Annotated in this window: 13 protein-coding genes and 1 pseudogene; 8 read left to right on the top strand and 6 right to left on the bottom strand. The window is 63.4% G+C overall.

What is annotated here, in order from left to right; translation table 11 throughout:
• Position 1: 1 nt before the first annotated feature.
• The 4 genes from HZY77_RS08625 to HZY77_RS08610 all read right to left on the bottom strand — a co-directional run bounded on the left by HZY77_RS08625 (position 2) and on the right by HZY77_RS08610 (position 4,461).
• Positions 2–1,330 (bottom strand): nodulation protein NfeD, encoded by a 1,329-nt coding sequence (locus HZY77_RS08625; RefSeq protein WP_296820721.1) that lies wholly within the window; start codon positions 1,328–1,330, stop codon positions 2–4.
• A 39-nt stretch (positions 1,331–1,369) separates the two neighbouring features.
• The gene (locus HZY77_RS08620; protein ID WP_296820719.1) at positions 1,370–2,704 is read right to left on the bottom strand and encodes an ArsB/NhaD family transporter; all 1,335 of its coding nucleotides are present in this window, start codon (positions 2,702–2,704) and stop codon (positions 1,370–1,372) included.
• A gap of 1 nt (position 2,705) precedes the next feature.
• Positions 2,706–3,164 (bottom strand): CBS domain-containing protein, encoded by a 459-nt coding sequence (locus tag HZY77_RS08615; protein WP_296660596.1) that lies wholly within the window; start codon positions 3,162–3,164, stop codon positions 2,706–2,708.
• Between the two features lie 64 nt (positions 3,165–3,228).
• Positions 3,229–4,461 carry a cation:proton antiporter gene (locus HZY77_RS08610; RefSeq protein ID WP_296631324.1) on the bottom strand — a complete coding sequence of 411 codons (1,233 nt, stop codon included), beginning with the start codon at positions 4,459–4,461 and terminating at the stop codon, positions 3,229–3,231.
• Positions 4,462–4,616: 155 nt separating this feature from the next.
• Between HZY77_RS08610 and HZY77_RS08605 the strand changes: the two genes are divergently transcribed.
• The 5 genes and pseudogenes from HZY77_RS08605 to HZY77_RS08585 all read left to right on the top strand — a co-directional run bounded on the left by HZY77_RS08605 (position 4,617) and on the right by HZY77_RS08585 (position 12,284).
• The gene (locus HZY77_RS08605; RefSeq protein ID WP_296820716.1) at positions 4,617–5,792 is read left to right on the top strand and encodes a DUF481 domain-containing protein; all 1,176 of its coding nucleotides are present in this window, start codon (positions 4,617–4,619) and stop codon (positions 5,790–5,792) included.
• Between the two features lie 72 nt (positions 5,793–5,864).
• Positions 5,865–6,830, top strand: a complete 966-nt coding sequence (locus HZY77_RS08600; RefSeq protein WP_296820713.1) for a PfkB family carbohydrate kinase — start codon at positions 5,865–5,867, stop codon at positions 6,828–6,830.
• Positions 6,823–8,979 (top strand): annotated as a pseudogene (locus tag HZY77_RS08595) (HAD-IIB family hydrolase). Before HZY77_RS08600 ends, HZY77_RS08595 begins: the two are co-directional and overlap by 8 nt.
• Positions 8,976–11,363, top strand: a complete 2,388-nt coding sequence (locus HZY77_RS08590) for a sucrose synthase (protein WP_296820710.1) — start codon at positions 8,976–8,978, stop codon at positions 11,361–11,363. The pseudogene HZY77_RS08595 and the gene HZY77_RS08590 overlap by 4 nt, the downstream one beginning before the upstream one ends.
• Before the next feature lie 6 nt (positions 11,364–11,369).
• Positions 11,370–12,284: a mechanosensitive ion channel family protein gene (locus HZY77_RS08585; RefSeq protein WP_296820707.1), complete on the top strand. Its 915-nt coding sequence runs from the start codon at positions 11,370–11,372 to the stop codon at positions 12,282–12,284.
• Between the two features lie 27 nt (positions 12,285–12,311).
• Here the strand turns inward: HZY77_RS08585 and HZY77_RS08580 are convergent, their stop codons facing one another.
• Together HZY77_RS08580 and HZY77_RS08575 are read right to left on the bottom strand one after the other, a co-directional pair.
• Positions 12,312–13,208: a universal stress protein gene (locus HZY77_RS08580; protein ID WP_296820704.1), complete on the bottom strand. Its 897-nt coding sequence runs from the start codon at positions 13,206–13,208 to the stop codon at positions 12,312–12,314.
• Positions 13,205–13,393, bottom strand: a complete 189-nt coding sequence (locus tag HZY77_RS08575; RefSeq protein WP_296820701.1) for a hypothetical protein — start codon at positions 13,391–13,393, stop codon at positions 13,205–13,207. The genes HZY77_RS08580 and HZY77_RS08575 overlap by 4 nt, the downstream gene beginning before the upstream one ends.
• 158 nt (positions 13,394–13,551) lie before the next feature.
• On the opposite strand from HZY77_RS08575, the gene HZY77_RS08570 reads away from it, so the two are divergent.
• From HZY77_RS08570 to HZY77_RS08560, 3 genes are all read left to right on the top strand, one after another.
• Positions 13,552–14,568 carry a sodium:calcium antiporter gene (locus tag HZY77_RS08570; protein ID WP_296820698.1) on the top strand — a complete coding sequence of 339 codons (1,017 nt, stop codon included), beginning with the start codon at positions 13,552–13,554 and terminating at the stop codon, positions 14,566–14,568.
• Positions 14,558–17,212: a cation-translocating P-type ATPase gene (locus HZY77_RS08565; RefSeq protein WP_296820694.1), complete on the top strand. Its 2,655-nt coding sequence runs from the start codon at positions 14,558–14,560 to the stop codon at positions 17,210–17,212. Before HZY77_RS08570 ends, HZY77_RS08565 begins: the two co-directional genes overlap by 11 nt.
• Positions 17,209–17,382: a hypothetical protein gene (locus tag HZY77_RS08560; RefSeq protein ID WP_296820691.1), complete on the top strand. Its 174-nt coding sequence runs from the start codon at positions 17,209–17,211 to the stop codon at positions 17,380–17,382. Before HZY77_RS08565 ends, HZY77_RS08560 begins: the two co-directional genes overlap by 4 nt.
• Positions 17,383–17,384: the final 2 nt, after the last annotated feature.

Genomic DNA, 17,384 nt, shown 5'->3' with positions numbered 1-17,384 from the left:
CTCATTCTCCTTGCCAGGGTTCGACATCGAGGATCAGGTCGTGCCGCGCGCGCACGCGGATCAAGCTGCCGCGTGGGAGGGGNGTCTTGCTGCGCACGCGCCAGTGCTCGCTGTGCACGCGTGCCCAGCCTTCGTGTTCGATATCCTCCAGGGTGACACCCGTGGCGCCAACCAGTTCCTCGGCGCCGGTCACCACCGGCCGCCGCGCGCGCAGCGCCATGCTCGCGACGAAGAAGCTGAACAGTGCGCTGGCCACCGCCACCGGAACGATCAGCATCCACGGCAGCCCGTAGCCGGGCATGTCGGTGTCGATCAGCATGACCGAGCCGATGACGAAGGCGGCGATGCCGCCCAGTCCGAGCGCGCCGAAGCTGGGCACGAACGCCTCCGAAATCATCAGCACGATGCCCAGCAGCATCAGGGCCAGCCCGGCATAGCTGATCGGCATGACCTGCATCGCAAACAGCCCGAGCAACAGACAGATGCCGCCGACCACGCCGGGAAACAGCATGCCGGGGTTGGCGAATTCGTAGATCAGCCCGTAGATGCCGAGCAGCATCAGGATGTAGGCAATACCGGGGTCGCCGATCACGGCCAGCAGGCGGCTGCGCCAATCGGGCATGACGCGCTCGACCGTGGCATGGGTGATATCCAGGGTGATCGTCCGATCGCCCAGCCTGATGTGGCGGCCGTCCAGTTGCCGCAGCAGATCGTCCAGATTCGCCGCCACCACGTCGACCACCTTCAGCTTCAGCGCCTCCGACGCAGGCAGGCTGACCGCTTCGCGCACGGCGCGCTCAGCCCACTCGGCATTGCGCCCGCGCAACTCAGCCAGGCCGCGGATGTAGGCCGCGGCGTCATGTACCACCTTGCGCATCTTGGCATCGCCAGGCGGTGCGCCGGGTTTGTCGGATGTGGCGGGTTCGTTGCCGGCCGGCGCCAGCTCGACCGGTGTCGCTGCACCGAGGTTGGTGGCCGGCGCCATCGCCGCAATGTGGCTGGCATAGAGGATATAGGTGCCTGCGCTGGCGGCACGCGCGCCCTGGGGCGAGACATAGGTGGCCACAGGCACCGGCGAGGCGAGGATGGCCTTGATGATGTCGCGCATCGAGGTGTCCAGACCGCCTGGCGTGTCCAGTTCGATCACGACCAGCTGGGCCCGGTCTGCGATCGCCTTGTCCAGGCCGCGTACCAGGTAGTCCGCGCTGGCCGGTCCGATCGCGCCCTGTACTGTCAACACGCGCACGGTGGTGGCGTTGGCGGAAAAAGGCAGCAGAATTAGACAACATGTCCACAGCGCAAAGCGCGACAGAGCGTGAAGCGGGTTCATCTTCCCACTGTAGACGTAATCCCGGACTCCGTCGTGCGCCTAGAGGTAGCGTATCCAGAGATACACGCTGCTTACCGCGATGCTCGCCAGCATGAGCGGAAACGCCATCAGCATGAAGGGCAGGAAGCGGACCGGCTGGCCGGCACGCTCGGCCATGCCGGCGACGACCAGATTCGCCGACGCCCCCACCAGGGTGCCGTTGCCGCCGAGGCAGGCGCCCAGCGACAGCGCCCACCACAGGATGTCGATCTGCTCCGGTGTGAACGCGTTGCCCATGCTCTGGATCACCGGGATCATGGTGGCGACGAAGGGAATATTGTCGACAACGGCGGAGAGTACGGCCGAGACCCACAGGATGGTATAGGCGGTGGCGGTGAAGTTGCCGCCGGTCCACTCGACGATCTTGTGCGCCAGCAGTTCCAGCGCGCCTGCCTTCTCGATACCGGCCACCACCACGAACAGGCCGATGAAAAAGAAGATGGTGATCCATTCGACCTCGCCGAAGGTGTGGTGGATGGCGTGCGACTGCTCTTCGGCCTTCTTGTCATAGACGCGGAGCAGCAGCAGCAGCGCGGCGCCGAACATCGCAATGGTGCCCGGTTCCTGCCCGAGGGCATGCGCGAACACAAATCCCGCGATCACCAGCGCGATGACGAACAGCGCCTGCTTCAGCAGGCGCGCGTCGGTGATGGATTCGCGTTCGTTGAACGCCATCACCAGGGCGCGGTCCTCCGGCGCGGCATGCAGCTTGCGCCCCCAGATGAAGTAGATGGGAATCAGCGTCAGCGCCATGACGACGGCGGCGACGGGGCCCACGTTGATCAGGAAATCGTTGAATGTCAGCTTGGCCGCCGAGCCGATCATGATGTTGGGCGGGTCGCCGATCAGCGTCGCGGTGCCGCCGATGTTGGAGGCGAAGATCACCGAGAACAGGTAGGGATAGGGGCCGATGCGCAGGGCATCGGTGATCAGCAGCGTCACCGGGGCGATCAGCAGCACGGTGGTGACGTTGTCCAGCAGCGCGGAGAACACGGCGGTCACCAGCGATAACATGACCAGCAGCCCCCATGGATCGGCCTTCACCACCTTGGCGGCTTTGATCGCCACGTACTGGAACACGCCGCTTTTCTGTGTGATGGCGACGATGACCATCATGCCGGTGAGCAGGCTGATGGTGTTGAGGTCGATGCCGTGGAAGGCCTCGGCCTGGTTCAGCACGCCGGCGAACACCATCAATCCGGCTCCGAGCAGTGCGACCACCGAGCGGTTGATCTTCTCGGTGACGATGACGGCGTAGGTCAGCACGAAGATGGCAAGCGACACCACAAGGGGCGACAAGCCGAAGAGGGTTTCGGCGGTTGCGGGATGGGTCATGTCAGATTCCGACCTGGGCGATCAGGTGCGCCAGCAGGGCGCGCCGCGACAGCATGCCCTTGAGCCTGCCGTCCGCTCCCAGAACCGGCAGCGGCGCGGCATGCCGATGCAGCAGCAGGGCGGCTTCCAGCAGCGGGGTGTCTTCATCCAGGGTCGGCAGGTCGAGCAGCTCCACATCGAGCACCCGCTTGGCCGCCAGTTCCTTGATGTGGGTTGCGATCAGCGCGGTTCCGTCGCCGACGAAGCGCAGGTCCTTCAGGCCGTGCTCGCCGCGCGCGCTGGCCGGCAGCAGTTCACCCAGGATGTCGTTGATGTCCACCAACCCGGCCCATATGCCGCCATTGCAGACAGGCAGGTGGTTGACGCCCTTGTCCAGCATCAGGCGCAAGGCCTCCAGCAGGGACGTGTCCGGACGCAGGCAAACAGGTTCCGGCAGGAGTGGCACGGCGCGCAGGGTCATGGCAGGCGGCTTTCGTGGGTAAAGACCGCATTTTTGCAGATGCGCCGGGCGGACGGTAGCGCATTCATGCCGCTGCACCCGCGTGGCGACCGTAGTAGGCCTTCAGCATGAAGGGCGGCGCAACCGTGGTGAGCGCGATGACGATCAGCAGCGCAGCATAGGTCTCGGCATCGAGGATGCCCTGGTTCAATCCCAGCTGCGCGAAGATCAGGCCAACCTCGCCGCGCGGAATCATCGACAGGCCGATGGCCACCTGGCGGAAACGGCTTTCGCGGATGAAGAAGCCGGCGGCGAGTTTGCCGACGATGGCCACCACGATCAGGGCGCCGCCCAGCTGCCAGACGCGGGGCGAGCCCCAGTCCACCGTGTTGAGGTTGAGCGATACGCCGACCATCACGAAGAACAGCGGGGCGAAGGTGTGGATCAGCGGCCGCATCTGTTCTTCCAGCCGGTGCGCCAGTTGCGGGCTGGGTGCGAACCAGCGGTCGAGCGCCGGCATGCCGAGCCGGCTCATCACGTCGAAGCGGAAGTGTTGCGACAGCGCGATGCCTGCTGCGAAGCCGCCCATGATCAGCGGTGCGCCCACCGCATGCGCCAGCCAGGAAAACAGCAGGATCAATGCGAGCGCCATGGTGATGAGCAGGCCGGGGGTGGCCGAGCGCTGGTCGTAATGGTCGATGATCTGGCCGGCCAGCTTGGCGACCAGCGGTGACAGCAGCATGAACAGCACGATGAAGAGCGCGACCGTGCCGGTGGCCGCCAGCGAGACTTCGCGCTGCTCGGCGAACTGATACAGGAAGGCCAGGGCGAGCACGCCGAGAATATCGTCCAGCACTGCTGCGCCGATCACGATCTGCGCCTCGTCCGTGTGCCGCTTGCCGAGGTCGTCGAGCACCCGCACGGTGATGCCGATGCTGGTCGCGGTCAGCGTGCCGCCGATGAACAGTGCCACCAGATTGTCGAGGCCGAAGCCCCAGCGGCAGACGGCATAGCCGAGCGCGAAAGGCAGGGCGAAGCCTATGACCGCCACGACGATGGGCTTGATGCCGGACTTGGCCAGGCGGAACAGGTCGGTATCCATGCCGACCTCGAACAGCAGCAGGATGATGCCGATCTCCGCCAGCAGCTTCATGGTGTCGTCGGGCGAGATCCAGCCCAGCAGCGACGGACCGATCAGCAGACCAGCCAGCAACTCGCCGATCACCGACGGGATGCCGTGGCGTCCCGCGATCTCGGAAAACAGCCGCGCGGCGATCAGAATGACGGCGAGGTACAGAAAGAATTGGTGGAGTTCCATGGGGATGTCCTGTCGGGTAAGGGTTCAGCCGGCGTCAGGTTTGTTGTTGTGGGCACTCAGGGCGACGCGCAGCGGGATTATCTTAACGTGCATGGCAAGCGCAGGGTGAATTGGGCTTGCGCAGATAAATAATTTTGTGCAAACATAAAAGCAGCTTGCCCACCATCCAGTTCATGGCCAGGGTGTCAGGCGACCTGCGCATCATCCTGCGATCCGGCTTGCCGGCAATCGCGCATCCGAATTTCCTTTCAGCGTGTCCGACTCGAGTGTTCTCTGTCGATACGGCTGTCCTCATCGATTTGGCCTGGGAAAGGAATACGTTGAAGCACGACTGGAAAATTGTGGCGGTGGGTTGCCTGTTCACGTCCACTGCCCTGGCCGACACGGTCACGCTCCTCAATGGAGACCGCCTGAGCGGTACTCTCGTTCGCCTGGAAACCAAAACCTTGTGGTTGAAAACCACCTATGCCGGCACGCTCAAATTGCCATGGGCCCAGGTGGACCAGATCGAAACCGACGCGCCGGTGCGAGTGCGCCTGGCCGACGGAACCGAACTGGATGGCCAATTACAGGCCGACCGTGCACGTCAAGTGCGCATCCGGATCGGCAGCCTGGCCGAGACCGCCCCGTTGGCGCTCGACCGCATCGATGCCATCAACCCGCCGCAGCAGGGCGACCGGACCGTGTTGAGCGGACGCGCATCCTTGGGCGGCAACCTTGCGCGCGGCAACACCGATGCGCAGACCCTGCATCTTGACGGCGAACTGGTCGCACGCAACGCCAGTCAGCGTGTGACGCTCGACGGCGAACTCAATGAGGCTGCTCAGGATGGGGTGGATACGGCGTCGAACTGGCGGCTGGGAATGAAATACGACCACTTCGCCAGCGAACGGACCTATTTTTATGCCAACACCCGCTTCGATCATGACGGGCAGGCCGGCCTCAATCTGCGCAGCACGCTGGGCGTAGGGGCCGGTCGTCAGCTATTCGAACGCGACGATCTCAAGCTGTCGCTGGAAGGCGGCCTGAGTCTGGTGAACGAGGATTATGCCCGTGCGGCCGATACGCGGTTTCCCAGCGCACGTGTCGGCGCCCGCTACGAGCAGGCTTTCTGGCAGGGGCGTCTGACACTGTTTCACAACAGCGACCTGCTGCTGAGCCTGGAGTCGCTTGAGGATTATCTCTACCAGAGCCGTACCGGGTTCCGGGTGCCGATGGGCAACGGTTTCAGCCTCGGGACCCAGGTGAATTTCGATTACGACGCCGTACCCGCTGCAGGCAAGGGCAGTACCGACACGGCTCTGCTGTTCAAACTGGATTACACGATCTAGCCTAAGGAATCTTCGGTTGGCCAGTGTGTCAATAGAAACTATTGTGCAATATGTTTTATGTGAGTGTTCATCATGACGATGCCGAATGAAGCGACTGCGTCCCATGCTGCAGTCCGGGAGGACAGCCAGACGGTGATTGCCTTTGGCGAAACCCTGGTCGATCAGTTTCGCGACCGCAACGTGCTGGGCGGTGCGCCATTCAACGTGGCGTGTCATCTCGGTGCGCTGGGCGCGCACCCAGTACTGGTGACGCGGGCAGGCAAGGACGCGCTGGGCGACCAGCTGTTGCAGGCGATGGGCGAACGCGGTCTCGATATGCGAGGCGTACAGCGCGATCCGGCGCGTCCGACCGGACGGGTCAAGGTGACCGAGACCGCTCGCGGCCATGCGTTCGACATTCTGTCCGACCAGGCCTACGACCATATTCACGCCAGTCTGGCACGGATGGTAGGCCTGTCCTTACATCCGCAGATGGTTTACTTCGGCACACTGTCGCAGCGGGGTGATTCGCGCCGCGCGTTGCGTGAACTGCTTGCCACGGTCGATGCTTGCGCGTTTCTGGACGTCAACCTGCGCGACCCCTGGGTGGATGCCGACACCTTGCGCTGGTCGCTGCAGCAAGCCCGCGTGGCCAAGCTCAATGAGGACGAACTGGTTCGCATTGGCGAGCTTNTTTCGCTAGATGGCGCCACGCCGCAAGCCAGAGCCGCCGTGCTGATGTCCGGTTTCAACCTGCAGAGGCTGGTCGTGACCTGCGGCGCGGCGGGCGCCTGGACGCGCGATGCCGCCGGGCGTATCGAATCGGTGGCCGGGACGCCGCTGAGCCAGGTGGTCGATACCGTGNGGGCGGGCGACGGCTTTGCCGCCGTGTTCATGCTCGGCATGCTGCGCGGCTGGCCGCTGGCCAAGCAGCTGGCGCGCGCCGATGCCTTTGCTCGCGCCTTGTGCGGCATACGTGGTGCGGTACCGGCCTCGCAGGATTTCTATCGTCCGTTCATACGCGACTGGCGGCTCGAATCTGAGGTGATGCGTGCGTGATATCTATGTGCTGATGCTGAGCGTGCACGGGCTGATGCGTGGACACGACCTGGAACTGGGGCGCGACGCCGATACCGGTGGCCAGACGCTCTACGTGATCGAACTGGCGCGAGCGCTGGGGCGCCATCCCCGGATCGAACAGGTCGACGTGGTCACGCGCCTGGTCGACGATGCCTCGGTGTCCTCGGACTATGCGGTGCCGAGCGAAGCGCTGGGGAGCGCGCGCGTCTGGTGCGGCTGCCCTGCGGGCCGAGGCGTTATCTGCGCAAGGAAAGCCTGTGGAGTCACCTCGATCAACTGGTCGACCGCACCCTCAGCTATCTGCGCCAGCAACCGCGCCTGCCCGATGTCATCCACAGCCACTATGCCGACGCCGGCTACGTCGGCGTGCATCTGTCGCAGCTGCTGGGCGTTCCGCTGGTGCATACCGGCCACTCGCTCGGGCGCTGCAAGCGCCAGCGCTTGCTCGACCATGGCCGCAAGGCGCAGGCGATCGATCGCCAGTTCAATTTTGCGCGCCGTATCGCTGCCGAGGAGGAGGTGCTCGAACACGCCGCCCTGGTGGTCACCAGTACTGCGCAGGAAAGCAGCGAACAGTATGGCCTGTATGACAACCATCAGCCGGCACGGATCGTGGTGGTTCCGCCAGGCACCGATACGTCGCGTTTCGCGCCGCCCGGGCGTGCGCCGATCCCCCATGTGCCGGCGCTGATCGATCGCTTTTTCACGCAGCCGAAGAAGCCGCTCATCCTCGCCATCTGCCGTCCCGAAATGCGCAAGAATCTGGAACGGCTGGTGGCGGCTTATGGCGAATCGCCCGAGTTGCGCGCGCGCGCCAATCTCGCGATCGTGGCGGGCAACCGTGACGACATTCGCAATCTGGATGAGGCCCAGGCGGACGTATTGAAGGATCTGTTGCTCGACGTCGACCGCTACGACCTGTGGGGCAGCGTGGCGCTGCCTAAACAGCATCAGCCGGACGATATTCCAGCGCTCTACCGGTTGGCGGCACAACGCCGGGGTGTATTCGTCAATCCGGCATTGACCGAGCCTTTTGGCCTGACCCTGATCGAAGCGGCAGCGAGCGGTCTGCCGGTGGTCGCCACTCACGACGGCGGCCCCCTGACATCATTGCGCATTGCGAAAACGGCGTGCTGGTCGATCCCCTCGACAGCATGGACATCGCGCGCGGCCTGCTCGACGTGGTGTCGGACCCCGTGCCTGGCAGCGCTATGCGCGGCGTGGCATCAGCGGTGTGGCACGTCACTACACCTGGGATGCCCATGTCGAGAAATACCTCAAGGCGGTCGACCGGGTGATCCGCCGTAGCCGCAAACAGGTAAGGCGCGAACGCGAAGTGCATCGTCCAGCAGCCAGCCTCATGCCCTACGTGCGGCGCATGCTGGTCAGTGACATCGATAACACATTGCTGGGCGATCGCGCCGGCCTCGACGCCCTGATCCGCGTACTCCGCACGCAGCCGCGCGGCTTCGGCTTCGGCGTGGCGACCGGGCGCCATCTGCCGAGTACGCTCGACGTGTTGCGGCAGTCGCGTGTTCCGCTGCCCGACGTACTGATTACCGCAGTCGGCAGTGAAATCCATTATGGTCCCGAGATCCGCCCCGATAGCGGCTGGCGCCGCCATATCCAGCACCTGTGGCGGCGCGATGCCGTGGCTTCGTTGTTCACAGGCCTGTCAGGGCTGACGCTGCAATCCGACGATCAGCAAAGTGAATTCAAACTGAGCTTCAACGCGGACCCGGATACGGCGCCGACATTGCGCGAACTCAAGGCACTTCTACGCCGGGCTGGGTTGCATGCCAACCTGATCCATTCGCACGATGTCTTCCTCGACGTACTGCCGGTCCGCGCATCCAAGGGGCAGGCCATCCGTTATCTGGCCTATAAATGGGGATTGCCGTTGCGCGCCTTCCTAGTGGCGGGCGACTCCGGCAACGATCTGGAAATGCTGGTTGGGGACACGCAGGCCGTGGTGGTGTCCAACCATAGCGCCGAACTGGAAAAGCTGCGCGGGTTGGAACAGATCTATTTCGCCGAGACGCCCAGCGCATCCGGCATTCTCGAAGGCATGGCGCATTACGGGTTTGCCTGCAACCCGGCGCCGACGTTACAGCAGGAGGCGGCATGATCGACGCATTGAAAACCTGGACGACGGATCACCGCGATCCGGTGGACGCCTTTCTGCGCCGCTGTTTCGCCGAGAACCGCGTGCTGCTGCTGCAAAGCGACCTGTGCCATGTGCTCGACACCCTGGCGACGGAATCCGCTGGCTCGCTCGACGGCACGCCGCTGCAACAGGCCGTGCGCCATTTCCAGGAAGGCGTGTTCCAGCATCCCTGGGCTTATTTCGCCTTGCGCGAAGGGGCCGGTCGCTGGCGTTACCTGCGCATGCATCAGGAGCAACTGATGCCGGAAAGCGTGTCGGTGAGCGAATTCCTCGCGTCCAAGGAGTTGTTCGTGAAACCGCCGAACGACGGCGACAGCGTGCTGGAAATCGATTTCGAGCCCTTTGGCCGCCATGTGCCGCGGCTGCAGGAAACGCGCTCGATCGGGCAGGGCGTGCTGCATCTCAACCGGCATCTGGCGAGCGCGATGTTCACCCGGCCCGAGGTGGGGCACGCCCGGATGCTGAATTTCCTGCGCATGCACTCGATCGACGGCCAGCAGCTGATGCTGGCGCCGCACCTCGGCGACGTGGCCGCCTTGCGGGCTGCCTTGCGCGAGGCCATGCAGCAGCTCGAAGCGCGCGACCCCGACACGCCGTGGGCCGACCTGGCGGCCGCGCTTGGCCGGCTGGGATTCGAGCCTGGCTGGGGTGCCACGGCGGCGCGGACGAGCGAAACCATGGGCCTGCTGGTCGACATCCTGGAGGCCCCGTCGCCGACCGCGCTGGAAGCGTTCCTGGCACGCATTCCGATGATCTCGCGTCTGCTGATCCTGTCGCCGCACGGTTATTTCGGCCAGGACAATGTGCTGGGACGCCCCGACACCGGCGGTCAAGTCGTCTACATCCTCGACCAGGTACGCGCGCTGGAGCACGAGATGCGCGACCGCATGGCGATCCAGGGTGTGCAGGTCGATCCGAAGATCGTCGTCGTGACCCGACTGATTCCCGAGTCGGACGGCACCACCTGCAACATGCCGCTGGAANAAATCCAGGGCACGGACCATGCCTGGATCGTGCGCGTGCCCTTCCATCATTCCAACGGCGAGATCGTGCGGCAATGGATTTCGCGTTTCGAAATCTGGCCCTACCTGGAAGCCTTTTCGGTCCATGTCGAACGCGAGGCGCTCGCGCAGCTCGGCGGACGGCCAGATCTCATCATCGGCAACTATTCCGACGGCAACCTGGTGGCCAGCCTGCTTTCGGAGCGGCTCGGCGTGACCCAGTGCAACATCGCCCATGCGCTGGAGCAGACCAAGTACCTGCACTCGGCGCTGTACTGGGAAGCCAACGACGCGACCTATCACTTTGCCTGCCAGTACACGGCGGATCTGATCGGCATGAACCATGCCGACTTCATCATCACCAGCACCTACCAGGAAATCGCCGGCACCGCGCACAGCATCGGGCAGTACGAAAGCTACCGCGCGTATACCCTGCCGGGCTTGTACCGTGTCGTCAACGGCATCGACCTGTTCGATCCCAAGTTCAACATCGTGTCGCCGGGCGCCGACGCCGGCATCTATTTCCCTTACACCGACACGGCGCGACGCCTGCATTCACTGATGCCCGAGATCGAGCGCCTGCTCTATGCGCCCGACCCCGGGGTGCCGTTCCGCGGACAGTTCGACGACCCCGACAAGCCGCTCATCTTCACCATGGCGCGGCTCGACCGCATCAAGAACCTGACCGGGCTGACCGAATGGTTCGGCGCCTGCGAACGCCTGGCCGAGGCCGCCAATCTGGTCGTGGTCGGCGGCTACATCGATGCGGCGGCCTCGACCGACGAGGAGGAGAAGGCCGAGATCGCCCGCATGCATGCGCTGATGGACCAGTACCGGCTGGATGGACGGATGCGCTGGCTGGGCACCCGCCTCGACAAGAACCTGGCCGGCGAACTCTACCGCCATGTCGCCGACCGGCGTGGTGTATTTGTCCAGCCCGCATTGTTCGAAGCCTTCGGCCTCACGCTGATCGAAGCGATGGCCTCCGGCCTGCCGGTGTTCGCCACGCGCTACGGCGGGCCGCTCGAGATCATCCAGCACGGCGTGTCGGGTTTCCACATCGACCCCAACGAGGGCGCGGCCGCCGCCGAGGCGATCGCCGATTTCCTGCAGCAGTGCGCGGCCGATCCGACGCGCTGGCAGCGTATTTCAACCGGCTCCCTAGCGCGCGTGGCCGCCCGCTACACCTGGCAGTTGTATGCCGAACGCATGATGACGCTATCGCGCATCTACGGTTTCTGGAAATTCGTCAGCAACCTGGAACGTGGGGAGGTCAGTCGCTATCTGCAACTGTTCCACCATCTGCAGTTTCGCCCGCTGGCGCGTGCAGTAGGAAAGGATTGAATTTTCATGCCAACGGATTATCTGAACACGGCAATCGGCTATCTGGGGGAATGGCGCGAACTGGTCGTGACCGCCCTGCATGTCCTCCTCATCCTGGCGCTGTCATGGCTGGTCCTGTGTGTCGCGCGCAAGGCCGTGGCGCGGTTGCGGCGGCACATGCAGCACGATGTCGACGATCCCGAACGGATCAAGCGGCTCAATACGCTGGAGCAGGTGTTTCGCTACATCATCCTGGTGGTCGTCACGCTGGTCACCGCCATGCTGGTCCTGAGCGAGGTCGGCATCTCGATCGCGCCCATCCTGGCCGCCGCCGGCGTGCTGGGCATCGCCATCGGCTTTGGCGCGCAAAGCCTGGTCAAGGATTACTTCACCGGCCTGTTCCTGTTGCTGGAAAACCAGATACGCCAGGGCGACGTGGTGGAAGTAGCCGGCAAGGGCGGACTGGTCGAGGAGATGACCCTGCGCTATATCCGCCTGCGCGATTACGAAGGTAGCGTGCATTACATCCCGAATGGACACGTCGATACCGTGACCAACCGCAGCCGCGGTTTCGCCTACGCTGTGATCGATGTCGGCGTCGCCTACCGCGAGGATGTCGACGAAATCTATGGCTTGATGCGTGAGGTGGCGACCGGGTTGCGCGCCGATCCGGAACTGGGCGGCAAGATTGTCGACGACCTTGAAATTGCCGGCGTCGACCAATGGNGGNATTCGGCCGTCGTGATCCGCTGTCGCTTCAAGGTGATGCCGCTGGAGCAGTGGGGCGTGCGGCGCGAATTTCTGTACCGCCTGAAANAGGCGTTCGACGCCGCCGGCGTCGAGATTCCCTTTCCGCATCTCACCGTGTATGCCGGACAGAACAAGGACGGCAGCGCGCCGCCGCTGCGTCTGCTGCAGGAAGTGCCGGCAGCGACATCCTGAGGCGCAACGGATCGACGCGTGGATTCGCTAGGCGGTATGGCCTGCAATCAGCACGTCGCTGCTGGAATGCGTCAGCACGTGCTGGGTGACGCTACCGAGCAGCAGCTCTTCCATCACCGACTGCCCATGTTTGCCCATCACGATCAGGTCGGCATCCATCGTCTGCTCGTGTTCCAGTATGCATAGCGTGGCGGCGCCATGCACGAATTGACGCGTCAGCTGCCGAGCCGGCACCCGTAGCTTGCCGATGAAGGCCTCCATCGCTTTCTGCGCGGCATCGCGCGCCTGAATCCGATATTCATGAATCTGCTGGTCATCGATTCCGGCGAGTTGGAATGTGCTTTCCCATTCCACCTCGAACGCATGCAGCAGCACGATGTCGGCGTCAGGTAGCCAGGCATGGGCGGCATGGATGGCGGCGGCGGCGTGATCGGAGAAATCGACGGGCGCGAGGATGCGCCGATAGGGTGCCTGCGGGCGTTGCTTGACTGCCAGCAACGGGCGGCGGGATTTGCGCAGGACGCGTTCGATGGTGGAGCCGAGCAGCATCTCCACCACGAAATGTTTACCCCGTGCGCCCATCACCAGCAGGTCGGCCTGGCGCGTCTCGACAAGGTCGACCAGGGCGGCGGCCGCGGATCCCTGTGTCACTATGGTATCGATGCTGTACGTATGGTGTTCCGCCAGATGGGCAGCCAGTTCGTCCAGGCTTTTTCCTGCCTGGGTGAGCAGCTGCGTTTCCAGGGTGACGGCTTCGCCGGGCAGCATGCGGTGCAGTGCGTCGAGTGCCGATCCGCTGACGATATGCGCGAGGGTGAGGCCGGCCCCGGGACGCGTTTGCGCAAGCTGAGCGGCGCGTTCCAGCGCATGGCGTGCAGGAGCGGAAAAGTCGGTGGCGGCAAGCAGGGTACAGGCCTGGGTCATGGCGACTCCTTGGTCGGAAACAGTGCGGCGATGGAAGCAAAGCAGGCCGTGCGCACGAAGGCATCGGGCTGGCCGTTGTCGTCTCGAGGCAAACCATCCCGCAAGCTGCCCTTGCTTTCCGGCAATGGTAGTTCATATTGCGCGGCGCGCCGGGCGACGCCCGATGTATCGACGATTGCAGGCAACCATCATGTTACCCTTTGGCTATGGACATCCATGTCCTGCCGATTCAGTGGCAGGCATGTTGCGGCATGCGGGATACCCGGTATTGCCCCGGCTCGTTACCGCAATCGGAGTATTCGTTTCGAGGCGTCGCCGGATTCGAGGCTGCATCAAACACGTTATGCAGGAAATCGCATTCATCTGGGCTTCGTTGTTCGCCTGCCTTGCCGTGATCGGCGTAGCGGGCGTGAGGCTTTCGCGCTATGGCGACATCATCGCCGAGAAAAGCGGACTCAGTCGCGGCTGGGTGGGCCTGATCCTGCTGGCCACGGTCACGTCGCTGCCGGAACTGGTGACTGGCCTGTCTTCGGTGACGATCGCCCAAGTGCCGGATATCGCCGTGGGCGACATCATGGGCAGCTGCGTGTTCAACCTGCTCATCATCGTGGTGCTCGATTTCCTGTATCGCAAGGAATCCGTCTATACCCGTGCGCGGCAGGGCAACGTGCTGTCCGCCGGCTACGGTATCGCGCTGATCGGCTTCGCCGGGTTCAATCTGTTGCTGTACCGTGCCGGGACCTTTCCTTCTCTTGGCCATGTCGGCCTCTATACACCGGTCATCCTGTTGCTGTACCTGCTGGCCATGCGCTCGCTCTATCGGTATGAACAGGCGCAGGTCAGCGAGTACGTCGAGGATCGCGCCGAGCGCTATCCCGAGATGCGCCTGAAGCAGGCTGTGCAGGGCTATGCCATGGCCTCGGTTGCGGTGGTGGCAGCAGGTATCTGGCTGCCGTTTATCGCGAAGGATCTGGCGGTGGCCATGGCCTGGGAACAGAGCTTCGTGGGCACCCTGTTCGTTGCCGCCGTCACGTCCGCACCCGAAGTCGTGGTCACGGTCGCCGCGCTGCGCATCGGCGCGGTCGACCTGGCCATCGGCAACCTGTTCGGCAGCAACCTGTTCAATATCGCGATCATCGCCATCGACGACCTGGCCTACCTGCCAGGTCCCCTGCTGGCCGACGTGTCGCTCACCCATGCCGCCTCGGCCTTCTCCGCCATGATGATGAGCGGGCTGGCCGTGGTCGGACTGGTGCTGCGGCCCGCTTCGCGCGTGTTTCGCTCCATCAGCTGGATCAGCCTGCTGTTGCTGGTCATCTACCTGCTCAACACCCTGTTCCTTTACCTGTATGGGAATTGAATCCAGGAACTGGCATGTGCTGTCGATCGAGGAAGCCACCACCGAGCTGGCGGTGGTGACGGCGCAGGGACTCAGCGCCGACGCGACCGCCGGACGCCTCGCGCGCTTTGGCGAAAACCGTCTGCTTGAAGCGGTACCGCGCCCAATGTGGTTGAAGTTTGTCGACCAGTTCAAGAATTTCCTGGTCATCGTGCTGCTGTTCGCTGCCGTTCTGGCGTGGACCATCGGCGACCTGAAAGACGCGGTAGTCATTCTCATCGTCGTCGTATTCAACGCATCGCTGGGGTTTTATCAGGAGCACCGGGCGGAANAAACGCTGGCAGCCTTGAAGGGCATGCTGGCAGCAACGGCCCGGGTGCGCCGGGATGGGCGGGCTGTCGATCTGGATGCGGCATTTCTGGTGCCCGGTGACATCGTGCTGTTGGAAGCTGGCGATCGTGTTCCCGCTGACGGACGTTTGCTGGCGGCCCACGCGCTGGAAGTCGATGAGGCGGCATTGACCGGCGAATCGCATGCGGTAGGTAAATCGATCGCAGCATTGGAGACCGTCGATTTGCCGTTAGGCGATCGCGTGAATCTGCTTTACATGAACACGGTCGTCACCCGTGGACGCGCCGAACTGCTGGTTACCGCCACCGGTATGGCCACCGAAATGGGCAAGCTGGCTGACATGATCGCTGCTGCGCCCGAATCGTCTACGCCGCTGCAAAGACAGCTCGACACGCTGGGCAAANAACTCGCAGCCATCGCCGGCGTGGTGGTCACGTTCATTTTCGCCCTTGATTTTGCGCGAGGGCAGCCATGGACGGAAGCCGCGTTGACCGCCGTTGCACTGGCGGTGGCGGCCATCCCCGAAGGCTTGCCGGCGGTGGTGACGGTGACGCTGGCGATCGGCATGTGGCGCATGGCCAAAAACCGGGCAATCGTGAAAAAGTTGTCCGCAGTGGAAACGCTGGGGTCCACCACGGTGATCTGCTCCGACAAGACCGGCACGCTGACGCTGAACCAGATGACGGCGCGTGCCGGATGGTGTGCGGGGACCCGCTTCACCGTGATCGGAGAAGGTTATGCGCCGCAGGGTGAAATCCATTACGAGAAGCCACTGCCTGACCTGCGCACCTTCTTCCTGCCCATGGTGCTGTGCACCGAATCGCGAGTGTGTGATGGTCGATTGATCGGGGATCCCACCGAAGGTGCCTTGTGGGTACTGGCGCAAAAACAGGGTATCGATCCGGAATATGAACAGGACGAGCAGCCGCGCATCGCTGAAATTCCGTTCGATTCCGCACATAAGTTCATGGCGACCTTCCACCATGCCGGCGAGCGGGTGGAAATGTTCATCAAGGGGGCGCCCGATGTTTTGCTGGCACGCTCCAGCGCCTGGCTGGATGCGAAGAGAGAATCCGCGCTGACCGCCGATGTGCGGAACACAATCGAGGAAGAAAATGCGCATCTGGCCAGTCAGGCACTGCGTGTTCTGGCGGTGGCGCGGCGATTCATCCCCGCGCACGATTTCGATCCGGCGGGCGACTTGATGGCCTGGGCCAAAGACTGGGTTTTTCTGGGCTTGGCCGGCCTGATGGATCCGCCGCGAACCGAGGCGAAGCAGGCCATTGCCCACTGCAAACGCGCCGGCATTCAGGTCAAGATGATCACCGGCGATCACAAGCTGACTGCAGCGGCCATCGGCCACGAACTGGGGCTGACCGGGGACGTGGTGAGCGGTGCGGAACTCGATGCCATGGATACCGCCGAGCTGGCGCGGCGGATCAACCACATCAGCGTATTCGCCCGCGTCTCGCCTGCGCACAAGGTGAAAATCGTTCAGGCTCTGCGCACCGACGGCCACGTCACTGCCATGACCGGCGACGGTGTGAACGATGCGCCCGCGCTGAAAGCGGCCGACATTGGTGTGGCCATGGGCATCACCGGCACTGCGGTGACCAAGGAGGCAGCCACCATGGTGCTGACCGATGATAACTTCGCCACCATCGTCATGGCCATCGAGGAAGGGCGCGTGGTGTACGACAACATCATCAAGTTCGTGCGCTTCCAGCTTTCCACCAACATCGGTGCGATTCTTACCATGCTGGTGGCCACGCTGATAGGCATGCCCACCNCCTTTACTGCGATTCAGCTGTTGTGGGTCAACATCATCATGGACGGTCCGCCCGCGATGACGCTTGGCATCGAGCCGGCCCGTCCCGGCATCATGCACGACAAACCGCGCAGGCAGTCGGCGCAGATTCTGACCCTGCATCGCCTGGCACGTCTGATCCTGTATGGCGTCACGATGATGATCGGTACCTTGCTCATATACCGGCACGCCCTCGCCACGCAAAGCCCGGCCTACGCGCTGACGCTGGCCTTCACCACATTTGTGCTGTTTCAGTTTTTCAACGTCTTCAACGCCCGTGCGGAATATGGCAGCACCTTCAATGCCAACTTCTTCAGAAATGGAAAATTGTGGATGGCGCTGGCAAGTGTGCTCGTCTTGCAGGCAGTCGTCGTACATTGGCCGCCTGCCCAGATGCTTTTCGGCACGACGGATTTGCAATTGCAAGACTGGCTGCTGTCGGCCGCGACGGCATCCAGCGTGTTGTTGCTGGATGAGGCGCGTAAGGCCTTGCAGCACTACTGGTGACTTTTATCCGGCAGATCCGTACCTATATAACTTGGTCTCCTGCCTTCAAGACCGAGCCGCTGGGCCTGGGCGAGCTGGCCGCGTGTCTGGCCCTGTCATCAGTGGTGTTCGTCGGGGTGGAGATCGAAAAGGCGCTGGTGCGGCGTGGCTGGCTTTACGCCAGCCCGTAGCC

The sequence above is a fragment of the Thiobacillus sp. genome, from assembly GCF_013693775.1.
Taxonomy (GTDB): Bacteria; Pseudomonadota; Gammaproteobacteria; order Burkholderiales; family Thiobacillaceae; genus Thiobacillus.
Note: the sequence above shows the minus strand (reverse complement) of the source record. Positions and strands in the feature narration are given on the sequence as shown.